Genomic DNA, 13988 nt, shown 5'->3' with positions numbered 1-13988 from the left:
GGTGAAAACGGAGGAAATTCCTCCGCTAAGAAAGAAGTCCCATGACCACCTCCACCCCGGAAGCCGGAAGCCACCGCAAGCACGCAGCCATCTGGGCAGGCCTCACCGTCGGACTCTCGGTTGTCCTGCTGGCGCTCCTGATGCTCTTCATCTCGCCCTCGATTCTTTCCGGACCGCGGGATCTGGGCCTGGGCATCGTAGGAACGCAGGAAGATTCGGGACGGGTCTCCGCGGCATTGGATGCCCAGCAGCCCGGTGCCTTCCTGCTTCAGCCGTACCAGAGTGCCGATGACCTGCAGCAGGGAATCCGGGACCGGGAGATAGTGGGCGGGTTCGACTTCTCCGATCCCGAAGACCTGCGGGTGTACGTCGCGAGCGCCGGCTCAACCGCTGTCTCCGCCACCGTCAGCAGCGCCGGCGCCACGATGGCCGGCAGTATGGGACAGACAGCAGACACCGTTGACGTTGTTCCGCTTCCCGCAGCCGACCCGACGGGCGTCGGCATTGGCGGGCTGGCCTTCCCGCTGGTCTTCGGCGGCATCGTGCCGGCCGTGGCCTTCCGGTCCATGCTGGCCGGGAAGCGCTGGTGGATCTTCGCCGGGCTCACCGGATTTTCGGTAGCGGGCGGGTTCGTCGTTGCTGCGGTCCTGAAGTACCTGTTCGGCAGCATTGAAGGACCCCTGGTTCCGGTCGCCGCCAGCGTCGCCCTCGGCATCGCTGCACTGGCGCTGCCGCTAGCCGGACTCAACGAATGCTTCGGCACCAAGGGCTTCACCATTGCGGCCATGTCCATGATGTTTGTGGGCAACCCGTTCGCCGGCATCGCCACCAGCGCCCAGTGGCTCCCGGCCGGCGTCGCCCTGATTGGGCAGCTTCTGCCGCCGGGCGCGGCGGGCACCCTGGTGCGTGCCGTTGCCTATTTCGACGGCGCAGGCGGAGCCGGTGCCGCGCTGACCCTGGCCGTGTGGGTCCTCGCGGGGATCGTACTGTGGTTCGCCGCGCCGAAGCTCAAGGCCGCACGGGCCAGGAAAGCCTCAGCCCTCCAAGCCGCCTGAGGAAGTGCCGGGCCGGGCCCGGCGGGACCGGCGCAGCTCGTGCCACGCAGCGGCGCCCAGTCCCAGCGACCACAGGCTCCAGAGTTTCTCCGGACGGGACGGGGAGATCGCATTAGTTACCGTCCCCAGAACCGCGACGCCGGTGCAGCCAAGGTAGACGGCACGCTTCAGGCCCGGAGGAGTGCGGCGGGCCCAAAGAGCAGCAGCGCCCGCCGCATAGACCAGTGCCGCCGCACCGCTGGCCAGACGCACCCGGTCCGGCAGCCGCGCGTCGTACTTGCCTCCATAGGAGACCCTGCCCCAGGGCGCTCCCGCAGCCAAACCAGTTTGAAAGGCTGACTGGATTCCCAACAAGGCCGGGCTAATCCATCTAGTCTCCACGCCGCTATCGAACCAGTGCTGCGGCGCGGTGACAAGCAGGGAATTAGCTGCTGACGCCTACTGCCTTGCCGATAGAGGCAGGGTCGTCAAGCAGCCCAAGCATGCAGGCAGCCAAGTCCGCGCGGGGAATCGAGCCGCGCAGCGTGCCGGGCTCCGACGTCTGAAGCGCCTGCCAGGACCCGATTGGATCCTTGTCCGTGAGTCCGGTTGGCCGGACGATTGTCCAGTCCAGGCCGGAACTCTGGATGGCGGCTTCCTGCTCGTTATGGTCGGCGAGCGGCTTGGCCAGGGCAACCTTCATGGCCATGCGCAGCGGGGCCGGCATCTGTGATCCGGAATCCCCGGCACCCAGGGAGGACTGCACCATCAGCCGCTGCACATCCTCCTTCTTCATAGCCTCGATGACGGCCCTGGTGACTGCGGCGCGCTGATTCGGGACACCCTTGGCTCCGCCCACGGTGATTACGACGGCGTCGGCGCCGGCCACCGCCTGGCCGGCAACTGCCGGGTCGGTTGCGTCGCCGCGGACGACATGGATGCCTTCAGGCGCGTTGCCGCTGCGGGAGAGGACAGTGACCTCATGGCCTGCCTTGCGCGCCTGGGCCGCCAGTTGTGCACCGGTGCCCTTGGACCCGCCAATAATCGTGATTTTCATTGAATCCTCTAACTGCTCGGGGGCCTCGAATAGTCCCCACTTTATCCGCAGCAGCTATCAGCCACTCGCCGTAGAGGGCCCGAAGGCCCCCTGTGCCCAGACCAAAGCGAGCGCCGAGATCGTGATGCCGTCGCGGATCCGGCCGGACGCTATTTCCTGGCTGAGGCGTTCGCGCTCTATCCAGTGCATAGCGGAGTATTCCGCGGGCGATTGCTCGCGCCGGCGGTCCACCCGGATGAGGACGACGTTGACCGCGTCGGCGCAGAGTCCGCTTTCAGCCCAGATCTGCCCAAGCAAGGTGGAGTCCAAAGCCGTCAGCCCCGTCTCTTCCAGGAGTTCACGTTCTGCTGTGACCGTAGGGGATGAGTCGGCTGCATCTGCCTGTCCACGGGGCAGCTCGCGCAGTGTGCGGCCGATGACCGGACGCTCGGCATCAATAAACAACACCTGTGTTCCGTCGAGGACAACGGCGACGGCCCCGTCCCCCTCGGAATTCGACAGGAATCTGTGGCGGGTCCAGTCTTCCTCGTCGCGGGCCTGGACCCGGAGCCTTTCGCCGGGAGATACCCAGACATCCCGCCACGGGCTTGGCGCCGTCATTCCTGGAACCTCAGGGTGGACTGCAGCTGCGATCCGGACATGCGGCGCAGCGTGCCGAGGTCTGACCAAGGTGCGGAGAAGAGTGCAGCCGCAATGAAAGCGATGACAGCCCACACCTGGCCGGAAAGCGCAATGAACCCGTTTTCATAAAGCACGACGGCCAGTCCCCCTATCGTCACAATGCTGCCCCGCACGGCTGTGGACCTCATGCGGCGCGATCTGGATGTTGTGTCCCCGGCGATTTCATCGATTGCCACGACCAGGTCGAAAAGCGACCGGCGCCCGGGGTTCCGCAGCAATTCTGCGGAACCAACGGCGTCGAACGCCTGGAGCCGGGAATACTCTGCGGGTGTGAAGCCTGCCAGGCGCGCAACGACGTCTCCGCCTATCGGCAGCGTGCTCGAAGCTGCGGTCGCACCGGGTACACGGCCACGCCGGCGGCGACCCCGCAGTTTCGACCTGATCGTCTCCGGCGGGCGGCGCAGTCCCCAAGCAAGTTCCGCTGCAGCTGCACCGTCCCCCAGAACCCCCGAGGGAGAAGGCAGTGCGTTGTAGATCGTGAGAAGCCGGAGCTTGTCCCTGCTGCAGATGGCACGGTTGTAGGCCTGCGTCCACCAGCCGAGTGCAGCGCTGCGATGCACGGCGAGGTCGCCGCTCCGCAGGGGCTCGGGTAACCGGGGCGGATCAAGCAACGCCACGTGCTCTCCGTCGAGCCATCTGGTGACGAGGGACCGGGTTGTTGCGTGGGCCCGGTCGCAGGGCGATTCATCGCCGGGATGCTCAACCAGGCACTTGCTGGTGGCCGCGCGCTGAGCTTCCTGCGCGTATTCCAGGTTCACGAGCGCCTTGACGAGCTGATCAACCACGGGCAGCCCGGCCTGATTCGGGGGAAGCTCCGCAGCGAGCTCCGGACCCAGCGGGTTGGGTGTGAGGCCCTTGCTGTCACGCACCGCGACCCGCCCGCACAGCATGGCCTCCGTCCAGGCGCTGCGGCCGGTCTCCCGAAGAGACCGGGCCACCTCCCGGTCCTGCTCATTCCACAGGATCTGCGGCATGACCACTGGATCCGAGATGTTCCACGCCTCCGTCTTGACTCCGCCGGAGGAAGAGTGCGCGCTCGGGTCCGCGACGGCGGCGCGTTCATACATTCCTCCGGTCAAGGCAATGATCGGGGACGAAACCCGGTGGGGATCATCGCGGACGGCAGCGTGATTTGCCTCGATGGCTGATACGAGTTCAGCATCTACTCCCCAGCTCCGCCGTCCGTCAGCCAGGCGCCACGGTCCGGGGGAGACCTCCGCTGCGGCGGTTCCGGGAAGCAGCTGCACTTCAATAGGAAGCGGGGCTCCGGGCTCAAGTCCTAGATGCCAAGCGAGACGGTCCGGAGACATGGCGACGAAGAAAACGCCTTCCAGCACCTGGTTACGGTCGACTACTACCGTGCCGCCGAACAGAAGCGCTGTTCGCAGTACTCCGACAAGTACCCGTTTGGCCTCGACAGGTCCGAGCTGCAGCCAAAGCTTGGATTGTTCGATTGGATCCAGGTTGAAGATGCTGATCCGTGTGGACACAACGTCGCGTCCGTCTATTTCCCCCATGGGTCCTCTTTCGCCTTTCAATCCCCGCCCGTGAATCAGGTCGCGGGCCGGACCTCAACACAATGCCAGCGGGCTGGGCCGGGTGGGACTGTGACTGGCTGGAAGCCTACCTCCCATGACCGTGCAGGCACGGGAGCCCGTGGATGTGTCAGATGAGGCCGTGCATGGACCGCCGCCGTCCGGAGTGACCTCCGTCGGCTGAAAGCGGGAAGACTAGACCAGAAAATCGCTGTGCGCCAGAGCACAGTCCGTAACGATCAATTTCAGGTTGCAATGGTGTAACAACCACGCCGTGGCGGGAACCAAGTTACGGACCAGTAGCTAATCGCGGTTTACTCTCTTACACATATGCGACCAGGCACGCTCACAGCTGCCGTCCGCAGATCCGGCAAACCCTGCCGGATACAAATCGCACTAAGAAATAGGAGGCGGAATGCGTTTTGGACGTATTTCCAAAGCAGTGGGTGTTGCAGCAGCTGCTGCGCTCGCACTGAGTGCCTGCGCTGCCAACCAGGGGACCACCGACGAGGGGTCAACTGACAGCGAGAGCACCGGCGGTTCTGTCCGCGTTGTGGAGGTTAACGCCTTCAGCTCGTTCAACAGCAACACTGCGAACGGCAACGTGGACATCAACGGCAAGATTGCGTACGCCACGCATTCCGGGTTCAACTACATCAACGATGATCTCGAAGTTGTGCCGCAGGAAGAATTCGGCACCTACGAGAAGGTTTCGGACGACCCGCTGCAGGTTAAGTACACGGTCAACGAGGGCGTTAACTGGTCCGACGGCGAGCCCGTCGATGCAGACGACCTGATGCTGATGTGGGCCGTCAACTCCGGCCACTTCAATGACGCCACGACGAATGAAGAAGGCGAGACCGTTTCCGGTACCACGTACTTCGACTACGCAGGCGACACCTCGGGTCTGGCACTGACCGATGTCCCCGAAGTCGGTGACGACGGACGGTCCATCACGATGACCTACTCCAAGCCTTTCGCTGACTGGGAAGTCGCGTTCGGCCTCATGTCCGACGGCGGCGTCAGCACCCCGGCACACGTTGTTGCGGAAAAGGCCGGACTGGCCGACGGCGATGCGCTGATCGAACTGATCCAGAACACGCCTGCAGGCGACCCGGCAAACCCGGCTCCGGTGAACGAGGAGCTGAAGGCTGTTGCCGACTTCTGGAACACCGGCTTCGACACCAAGTCACTGCCTTCCGATCCGTCCCTGTACCTCTCCAACGGTCCGTTCATCGTCTCGGAAATCGATCCCGAGAACTCGATGACGCTGACCCGCAACGAGGACTACGCCTGGGGTCCGGAGCCCAAGGTCGATGAGATCGTCGTCCGCTACATCGGCGAGGCACCGGCACAGGTGCAGGCACTCAAGAACGGTGAAGTGGACATTATTGCTCCGCAGGCTTCGGCCGACACCGTCGAGCAGCTCGAAGCCATTGAAGGCGTCACCATCAACTCGGGCAACGAGCTCTCCTACGATCACGTTGACCTGAACTACAGCGGCGTCTTCGCTGACCAGAACGTCCGTACGGCTTTCATGAAGGTCATCCCGCGCCAGGCGATCGTTGACTCGATCATCAAGAAGCTCAACCCGGATGCAGCTCCGCTGGATTCCGAGATCTTCCTGGCTGACCAGTCCGCCTACGAAGAGGCTGCTGCGAACAACGGCTCCTCCGAATTCGCCGAGGTTGACATTGAAGGCGCCAAGGAACTGCTTGCCGGTGCCACCCCTGAAGTACGCATCATGTACAACAAGGACAACCCCAACCGTGCAGACGCCTACACGCTGATCGCGCAGTCTGCCTCCGAAGCCGGCTTCAAGGTCGTCGACGGCGGCCTGGGTGCCTCTGACTGGGGCTCGGCCCTGGGTACCGGCACCTACGATGCCTCCATTTTCGGCTGGATCAACACGGGAGTCGGCGTGACCGGCGTTCCCCAGATCTTCAAGACCGGCGCTGCGTCGAACTACAACGGCTTCTCCAGCCCTGAAGCCGACGCTCTCATGGACGAGCTCATCGTCGAGACGGACGTTGCAAAGCAGGAAGAACTGCAGATCCAGATCGACAAGCTGATCTGGGAGTCCTCCTACGGACTGCCGCTGTTCCAGTCTCCCGGTGTTGACGCGCACAGCGACAGCATCGGCGGCATCGATTCCTACATGCCGAACCAGACCGGTGTCTGGTGGAACTTCTGGGAATGGGAAGTTCTGGACTAAGCGCTTTCCCTAACGGTTAAGCACTAACCCGCAAGGCGCCGGGGCCTTCAACGGTCCCGGCGCCTTGTCTTTCCCTGCAAGCGCCTTCCAGACAAGTGATTGGGATTAACCAAATTCCCAGCAACTATGACCTGCACTACACTTCTGCGAGTGCCGGGAGAACCCCCGGACCGTTCTAATGAGGCTGACACTTTATGGTTACCTACATCGTCCGGCGGCTCCTGACCGCCGTGCTAATCCTGTTCGGGGCATCGTTCCTGGTCTATCTCCTGACAGCGGCGTCAGGCGACCCGTTGCACGACCTCCGCGAAAACCCTGCTCCCAACCGTGACGAACTGATCAGGGCCCGTACGGAGCTCCTGAACCTCGACGTTCCGCCGCCGTTGCGCTACTTCTACTGGCTGGGCGGCGCCGTAAAGTGCCTGGCACCTTTTGCCGCCACCTGCGACCTCGGCCAGAGCATCCAGGGCGAACCCGTCACCGAAGCTCTGGCACGGGCCATGGGGGCAACGATTCTCTTGGTGACCACAGCAACCCTGCTGGCCATCATCGTGGGCATCTCCCTTGGCATCATCACCGCACTGCGGCAGTACAGCTCCCTGGACTACAGCGTCACGTTCATGGCGTTCCTCTTCTTCTCCCTGCCGATCTTCTGGCTCGCCGTCCTCCTCAAGGAGTACGGTGCCATCGGCTTCAATAACTTCTTAGCTGACCCACAGGTGCCACTGAGCGTGGTCCTGGCCGTGGGACTGGCCAGCGGCGTCATCTGGGTCATTTTCGCGGGCGGCTCCTTGAAACGGCGGGGGATTGCCTTCGCCGCCGGGTTCGCGGCGGCAGCCGGGATCCTCTTCGTACTCGGCAACACGGGCTGGTTCTCCACCCCGAGCCTGGGCCCCGCGGTCATCGCGGTCACCGGCGTGGCTATCGCCTACGGCGTCACCCTGCTGAGTGCAGGCCTGAAGAACCGCAAGGCCCTGTATTCGGCCCTGATCACCGTGGCTCTGGGGGTCGTTGCCTACTACGCCCTCCAGCCGCTGCTGAACTCGGCTACCTGGTTCATGATCCTGCTGCTCGCACTGGCCACAATTGCCGTCGGCTGCGCTGTCGGCTACTTCATGGGCGGCTACGACCGCGGCCAGAGCATGCGCGGTGCCGCACTCACTGGTCTCCTGGTGGGCGGATTGATCATCCTGGACCGCTTCATGTTTGCGTGGCCGCAGTACATGGACAACTCCCGGATCCGCGAGCGGCCGATCGCCACGGTGGGTGCCGCCACTCCGGGGCTGAACGGCGACTTCTGGATCGGCGGCCTGGACACCTTTACTCACCTGCTGCTTCCGACAATCGCCCTGCTGCTGGCGTCCCTGGCCAGCTACAGCCGTTACTCGCGCGCCTCCATGCTGGAAATCATGAACATGGACTACATCCGCACGGCACGCGCCAAGGGCCTCTCGGAACGCACCGTCGTCATGCGCCACGCCTTCCGGAACGCACTGATTCCGCTGGCCACCATTGTTGCCTTCGATATCGGAGCCCTCATTGGCGGTGCCGTGATCACCGAGCAGGTCTTCGCCTTCAGTGGTATGGGCCAGCTGTTCGTGCAGGCACTTGGACGCGTTGACCCCAACCCGATCATGGGCTTCTTCCTGGTGACCGGCATCCTGGCACTGGTGTTCAACCTGGTGGCAGACCTTGTTTATTCCGTCCTTGATCCGCGCGTAAGGGTGAAGTCATGAGCACGACGTTTTCCGCCGAAACCCCCTCCAACCCGCCCGGAACCGAACCCGAAGGATCGGCCAAGGCCAACACCAAGGGCCTTTCCCAGGGCCAGATTGTCCGCCGCCGGTTCCTCGACAACACCGCTGCGATCATCTCGCTGGTGGTCTTCGCGCTGATCTGCATCCTGGCGTTCACCTCCATTGGTTTCGCCGGCATCCCGGGCTGGTGGAAGTACGACCACCGCCAGTTCACGGAGCAGATCAACGGCGGTGCGCCGACGTTCGTCAGCATCTTCAACTGGGGCGAGCACCCGTTCGGCCAGGACCGCATCGGCCGTGACATGTTCGCCATGACCATGCGCGGCACGCAGCAGTCCATCATCGTGATGTTCCTGGTCGGCCTGATCGCCTGTGTCGTAGGCTCCGTTGTGGGAGCGGTATCGGGTTACTTCCGCGGCTGGGTCGAGGCAGTCCTGATGCGCCTCACCGACGTCGTCATCATCATCCCGATCATCGTGATGGCCGCCGTTCTGGGCCAGATCGCCAACCGCCTGGTCGGTGCGGGCATCGGCGTCATCCTGCTGGGCATCTTCCTTGGCCTGGCTACCTGGACGTCCCTGGCCCGGCTGGTGCGAGGCGAGTTCCTCTCGCTGCGTGAACGGGAGTTCGTGGATGCAGCCCGGATCGCCGGTGCTTCCAACAACCGGATCATCTTCAAGCACATCCTGCCCAACGCCGTCGGCGTGATCATCGTCAACACCACGCTGCTGATGTCAACGGCCATCCTGCTGGAGACGTCGCTGAGCTACATCGGCTTTGGTGTCCAGCCGCCGGATACGTCACTGGGCCTGCTTATTAGCCAGAACCAGGAAGCGTTCCAGACCCGCCCGTGGCTGTTCTGGTGGCCTGGCCTCTTCATTGTGGCCATCTGCCTGTGCATCAACTTCATTGGTGACGGCCTGCGCGATGCCTTTGATCCCCGGCAGAAGAAGTTCAATGCCAAGAGGGTCAAGAGCAAGACGGCTGGCAACTAGTGGGAATGCTGTCCGCCGAAGCGGGGCCGGCCTTCCTAGGCCAGCCCCGCCAGGGCGAAAAGCACCACGGCAGCAAGTACCAGGCCAAGGATCCAGCGCCAGTTGATACTCACGGCGGCGCGGGCGGCATCGGTCTGGTCGGGATCGATCCGGCCGGCGTTGACCAAGGCCTCCCAGCGTTCGCGGACCATGCGTGCGGCCTGGCCGGAGTCCGTGTTGCTCAGGTCCCCGGGACGCACCGAACCGCCCACCCCGTACGTGGTGCCGGGCAGGTTGCGCAGGTGTTCGGGTTTGCCCTGGTGGGTGCCCCAGACGCCGGGAGCGGGGGCGGCCCAGGCCGTGTAGGAACCCTTCGGAGTGACGATCTTCAGAGCGAACTTGGTGTCCACATGAATCAGGGCCGCCCAAGGAACCTCAATGGTCCGGAACGGGTTGTGCAGTGCTACGCCGCCGCGTCCGACCCGGACGCTGGGGTACCAGAACAGCCAGGCTGCAACCGCAGGGATGAGGAGCAGGGGAACCGTGGCCAGCAGGCCGGAAGCTCCCGAGCTCACCGCAGCGGAAACCAGGGCAGCCGCCGTCAGGACAACGGCAATACCCGTGAACCACTTAGTGGTCCGCGGTCGGAAAACTTCGGTCTCGGGCTCGCTCTGCGGGTTCGGCATACCCCCATCGTTACAGCATTTCCAAGTGCCCTCGTAATCGGCCCGTTGACCCGGGACCGGCACGGTGCCTGGACGGAAGGAAACTACAGCCATGACTGACACCTTCATTGGAAGCACAGACGAAGCGAGCCGCACCGGCCGCCCGCCGGTACTGGAGGTCCGCAACCTCTCCGTGGACTTCGGGGTGGACAAGGAATGGGTCCCCGCCGCCATCGACCTGAACTATCACGTCAGCGCCGGCGAGGTGCTGGCGATCGTGGGCGAGTCCGGTTCGGGCAAGAGCGCCAGCTCCATGGCCCTGCTTGGGCTGCTGCCCCCCAACTCACGGGTCACCGGTGAGGTGCTGCTCGACGGACAGCCGCTGCTGGGACTCTCCCAGGCCAAGCTTCGTCAGGTGCGCGGCAATGAGGTCGCCGTCATCTTCCAGGAACCCATGACGGCGCTGAACCCCGTGTACACCGTGGGGTTCCAGATCGTGGAGACGCTCCGCCTGCACAACGAGATCTCTCCCGATGAGGCCAGACAGCGGGCGCTGAAGCTGCTGGAGATGGTGGAACTTCCCGACCCGGAGAAGGCCTTCAAGTCCTACCCGCACCAGCTCTCCGGCGGGCAGCGGCAGCGGGCGATGATCGCCCAGTCGCTTTCCTGCGATCCCAAGCTGCTCATTGCCGACGAGCCCACGACCGCTTTGGACGTTACGGTCCAGGCCGAAATCCTTGACCTGATGCGCAACCTGCGGAACAAGCTGGACTCCGCAATCGTGCTGATCACTCATGACATGGGCGTGGTGGCCGACCTCGCAGACCGAATCGCCGTCATGCGCCAGGGCGTGATCGTCGAGACCGGTACGGCCAAGGAGATCTTCGCGAACCCGAAGCACCCCTACACCCAGGCGCTGCTGGAATCCGTGCCGCACCTGGGTCAGGGCTCGGAAGAAGCTGGGGACGTCGACGTCGTAGCTGCGCTGGCAGCGGCAACGAATGTGGAGCTTGAATCCGTTGACCAGGAGGAACTGCACCGGCGTGAAGCTGAAGTGCTTTCCGGCCTCCGGACCGATGCCGCCGCCAAAGTGGACGCGGCAGGCGGGGAACCGGTGCTGGTCCTGGAGAACGTCGCCATCGAGTACCCCAAGCAGGGCCGGGTAGCTGCCTTCCGTGCCGTGGAGGGCGCCAACCTGCGGATCCTGCCCGGCCAGGTCATGGGACTGGTGGGCGAGTCCGGCTCGGGCAAGACCACCATCGGCCGTGCCGCCGTCGGGCTCCTGCCCGTCGCCGAAGGCGAACTGCGGGTCGTGGGAACGGACATTTCCGAACTTAAGCCCAATTCCAAGGCCATGCACACACTGCGCCGCCAGGTGGGCATGGTTTTCCAGGATCCGTCCTCCTCGCTGAACCCGCGCCTGCCGATCGGTGAGAGCATCGGTGAACCGATGTTCCTGGCGGGGGAGGCCAAGGGTGCTGCCCTGCAGCAGCGCATCGAAGAACTGCTGGACCAGGTGGAGCTGCCCCGCGCGTACCGGAACCGCTACCCGCACGAACTCTCCGGCGGACAGAAACAGCGCGTGGGCATTGCCCGGGCACTGTCGCTGAAGCCGAAGCTGATGGTCGCTGATGAGCCGACGTCGGCCCTGGACGTCTCGGTGCAGGCCAAGGTCCTGGAGCTGTTCCAGAATCTGCAGCGCGAACTTGGCTTCGCCTGCCTGTTCGTGACCCACGACCTCGCCGTCGTTGATGTTCTCGCGGACCACATCTGTGTGATGCGCAACGGCCGGATTGTGGAACAGGGGACCAGAGACCAGATCCTCCGCAACCCGCAGCAGGAGTACACGCAGCGACTGATTGCTGCTGTCCCGCTGCCGGATCCGGAGAAGCAGCGTGAACGGCGCGAGCTGCGCGCAAAGTTGCTTGCCGGCTCGGCGGATAGCCGCTAAAGGAGCCAGCGTCTCAGCGGAAAGGGTCCTCTCTGAGGGCCCTTTCTGCACTTTAAGTGTGATTTATCCACGCAAGGGCGTGACACATTAGACATCGTTCTTGAATCGTTATATTGGCGTCTCCCTCGCTATACTTCCATAGAGGGTGACAGGCTTTCTGCGTCTGCGATGCGGGCGTTCGGCGAAAGCGTGCACCCCTTTTGGTTAGCCCGGAAAACGGTGCGAAACCAAGACACTTTGGCTGAAGTCTGCGGCAATGCCCGGGACGAGCGTCCCGTCGGCGGCTGCCTGGACATCAGCGCCGGAATCATGTGACCGGCTTCCTCTTTGAACTATCCAGGAGACGTAATGCGTTTACAGCGCTTTTCCAAGGCTGTCAGCGTGGCGGTGGTTGCCGCCCTTGCACTGGGAGCCTGCGGCGGAGGATCGGAGCCCCCGGACTCCGCTGCGACTAACACGAGCATTACGGCCAACGGCACGGAGCCGCAGAATCCGCTGCTCCCCGCCAACACCAACGAGGTGGGCGGCGGCAGGATCATGGACCTCCTCTTTGAAGGTCTGGTGAGCTACGACGCCGACGGCAAGACAGTCAATGAAATCGCCGAGTCCATCGAGACGACGGACTCGCAGAATTACACCATCACCCTGAAGGACGGCAAGACCTTCACCAACGGTGAACCCGTGACCGCCTCATCCTTCGTAGATGCGTGGAACTTCGGTGCAGCCGCGAAGAACGCCCAGCTCAACTCCTACTTCTTCGAGAGCATCAAGGGCTATGACGAGGTAAGCGCCGAGGGTGCCACCGTGGACACGATGAGTGGCCTGAAGGTGGTGGATGACAAGACCTTCACGGTCGAACTGAGCCAGCCTGAATCCGACTGGCCGCTTCGCCTGGGCTACACGGCCTTCTACCCGCTTCCTTCCGAAGCCCTCGAGGACCCGGCAGCCTTTGGTGAAAACCCCGTGGGCAACGGCCCGTACATGCTGGCCGGGGACGACGCCTGGCAGCATGAGGTCCAGATCGAGCTGGTGGCCAACCCCGACTACACCGGCACCCGGGTTCCGCAGAACGACGGCGTGACGTTCAAGTTCTACTCCTCCTACGACGCCGCGTACGCGGATCTTCAGGCGGACAACCTGGACGTCCTGGACCAGATGCCAGCGGCTGCCCAGAAGACCTTCAAGTCCGACCTCGGCGAGGGCCGCTACTCGGAGAAGCCGACGGCGCAGAACCAGACCATCACCATCCCCGGGTACCTCGACGAGTTCTCCGGGGAAGCCGGTGCACTGCGGCGCCAGGCCATCTCCATGGCCATCAACCGCCAGGAGATTGCCGACGTCATCTTCACCGGCTCACGGGAGCCTGCCGCCGACTTCACCGCACCGGTGATCGAGGGCTTTGACACGGACCTGGCCGGCTCCGAGGTGCTCGCTTACAACCCCGAGCGTGCCAAGGAACTGTGGGATGAGGCCGAAGCCATCTCCCCCTGGCCCGAAGGCAAGGCCTTCACCATCGGCTATAACGCCGACGGCGACCACAAGGAATGGGTTGACGCAGTCTGCAACTCCCTGAAGAACGTCCTTGGCGTGGATGCCCAGGGCAAGGCCTACTCCACCTTCAAGGAGCTGCGCTCGGACGCCACCGCCAAGACCCTCAGCGGAGCCATCCGCACCGGCTGGCAGGCGGACTACCCGTCGCTGTACAACTTCCTTGGTCCCCTGTACGCCACCGGGGCCGGGTCGAACGACGGTGACTACTCGAACCAGGCGTTCGATGACCTCCTGGCCCAGGGCCTTGCTGCTCCCACGGCTGAAGAAGGCGCCGCTCTCTTCAACCAGGCGCAGGAAGTCCTGCTGGAGGATCTTCCGGTAGTCCCGCTGTGGTACCAGGTAGCCCAGACCGGCTGGAGCAACAACGTGACCGACGTTGAAACCGGCTGGAACGGCGTGCCTGTCTACTACAACATCGCACGCAAGTAAGAACCCTGCGCGCCGTTCGCTGTCCCGGTGCTTCCGGGCAGCGGACGGCGCCACCAGGCAGCAAACAGGATCGTTACCATGCCACTACCTGCCAACACCCATGACCAAGGCAGGGCCCCGCGATGACCAGATATATCGC

11 protein-coding genes are annotated in these 13988 nt (G+C 63.7%); 6 read left to right on the top strand and 5 right to left on the bottom strand.

Annotation, left to right across the window (positions count from 1 at the left end):
• Nucleotides 1–41 precede the first annotated feature (41 nt).
• On the top strand, nt 42–1055 hold the full coding sequence (locus TVB01_RS04540; protein WP_422454471.1) for a hypothetical protein: 1014 nt from the start codon (nt 42–44) through the stop codon (nt 1053–1055).
• Here the strand turns inward: TVB01_RS04540 and TVB01_RS04535 are convergent.
• The 4 genes from TVB01_RS04535 to TVB01_RS04520 all read right to left on the bottom strand — a co-directional run bounded on the left by TVB01_RS04535 (nt 1035) and on the right by TVB01_RS04520 (nt 4289).
• Nucleotides 1035–1376, bottom strand: a complete 342-nt coding sequence (locus tag TVB01_RS04535) for a hypothetical protein (protein ID WP_422454469.1) — start codon at nt 1374–1376, stop codon at nt 1035–1037. The two genes, TVB01_RS04540 and TVB01_RS04535, sit on opposite strands and share 21 nt — an antisense overlap.
• Nucleotides 1377–1479: 103 nt before the next feature.
• Nucleotides 1480–2091: an NAD(P)-dependent oxidoreductase gene (locus TVB01_RS04530; protein WP_422454467.1), complete on the bottom strand. Its 612-nt coding sequence runs from the start codon at nt 2089–2091 to the stop codon at nt 1480–1482.
• A gap of 57 nt (nt 2092–2148) precedes the next feature.
• On the bottom strand, nt 2149–2691 hold the full coding sequence (locus TVB01_RS04525; protein ID WP_422454466.1) for an NUDIX hydrolase: 543 nt from the start codon (nt 2689–2691) through the stop codon (nt 2149–2151).
• Nucleotides 2688–4289, bottom strand: coding sequence for a hypothetical protein (locus TVB01_RS04520; protein ID WP_422454464.1), 1602 nt, complete (start codon nt 4287–4289; stop codon nt 2688–2690). Before TVB01_RS04520 ends, TVB01_RS04525 begins: the two co-directional genes overlap by 4 nt.
• 433 nt (nt 4290–4722) lie before the next feature.
• Here TVB01_RS04520 and TVB01_RS04515 point away from each other — a divergent pair, with 433 nt between their 5' ends.
• The 3 genes from TVB01_RS04515 (at nt 4723) to TVB01_RS04505 (ending at nt 9274) form a co-directional block, all read left to right on the top strand.
• Entirely contained in the window at nt 4723–6522 is a 1800-nt protein-coding gene (locus TVB01_RS04515) for an ABC transporter family substrate-binding protein (protein ID WP_422454462.1), read from the top strand.
• Between the two features lie 194 nt (nt 6523–6716).
• The gene (locus TVB01_RS04510; RefSeq protein ID WP_422454460.1) at nt 6717–8258 is read left to right on the top strand and encodes an ABC transporter permease; all 1542 of its coding nucleotides are present in this window, start codon (nt 6717–6719) and stop codon (nt 8256–8258) included.
• Entirely contained in the window at nt 8255–9274 is a 1020-nt protein-coding gene (locus TVB01_RS04505; RefSeq protein ID WP_422454458.1) for an ABC transporter permease, read from the top strand. The genes TVB01_RS04510 and TVB01_RS04505 overlap by 4 nt, the downstream gene beginning before the upstream one ends.
• A gap of 35 nt (nt 9275–9309) precedes the next feature.
• Here the strand turns inward: TVB01_RS04505 and TVB01_RS04500 are convergent, their stop codons facing one another.
• Nucleotides 9310–9939, bottom strand: coding sequence for a PH domain-containing protein (locus tag TVB01_RS04500; protein ID WP_422454456.1), 630 nt, complete (start codon nt 9937–9939; stop codon nt 9310–9312).
• A gap of 91 nt (nt 9940–10030) precedes the next feature.
• Between TVB01_RS04500 and TVB01_RS04495 the strand changes: the two genes are divergently transcribed.
• Both TVB01_RS04495 and TVB01_RS04490 read left to right on the top strand, forming a co-directional pair.
• Nucleotides 10031–11869, top strand: a complete 1839-nt coding sequence (locus tag TVB01_RS04495) for an ABC transporter ATP-binding protein (RefSeq protein WP_422454454.1) — start codon at nt 10031–10033, stop codon at nt 11867–11869.
• A 348-nt stretch (nt 11870–12217) separates the two neighbouring features.
• Nucleotides 12218–13849 carry a peptide ABC transporter substrate-binding protein gene (locus TVB01_RS04490; RefSeq protein ID WP_422454452.1) on the top strand — a complete coding sequence of 544 codons (1632 nt, stop codon included), beginning with the start codon at nt 12218–12220 and terminating at the stop codon, nt 13847–13849.
• The last annotated feature ends 139 nt before the right edge of the window (nt 13850–13988 follow it).

The sequence above is a fragment of the Arthrobacter sp. 7Tela_A1 genome, assembly GCF_049311065.1.
Taxonomy (GTDB): Bacteria; Actinomycetota; Actinomycetes; order Actinomycetales; family Micrococcaceae; genus Arthrobacter_B.
This window is presented reverse-complemented; position numbering and strand designations above follow the sequence as displayed.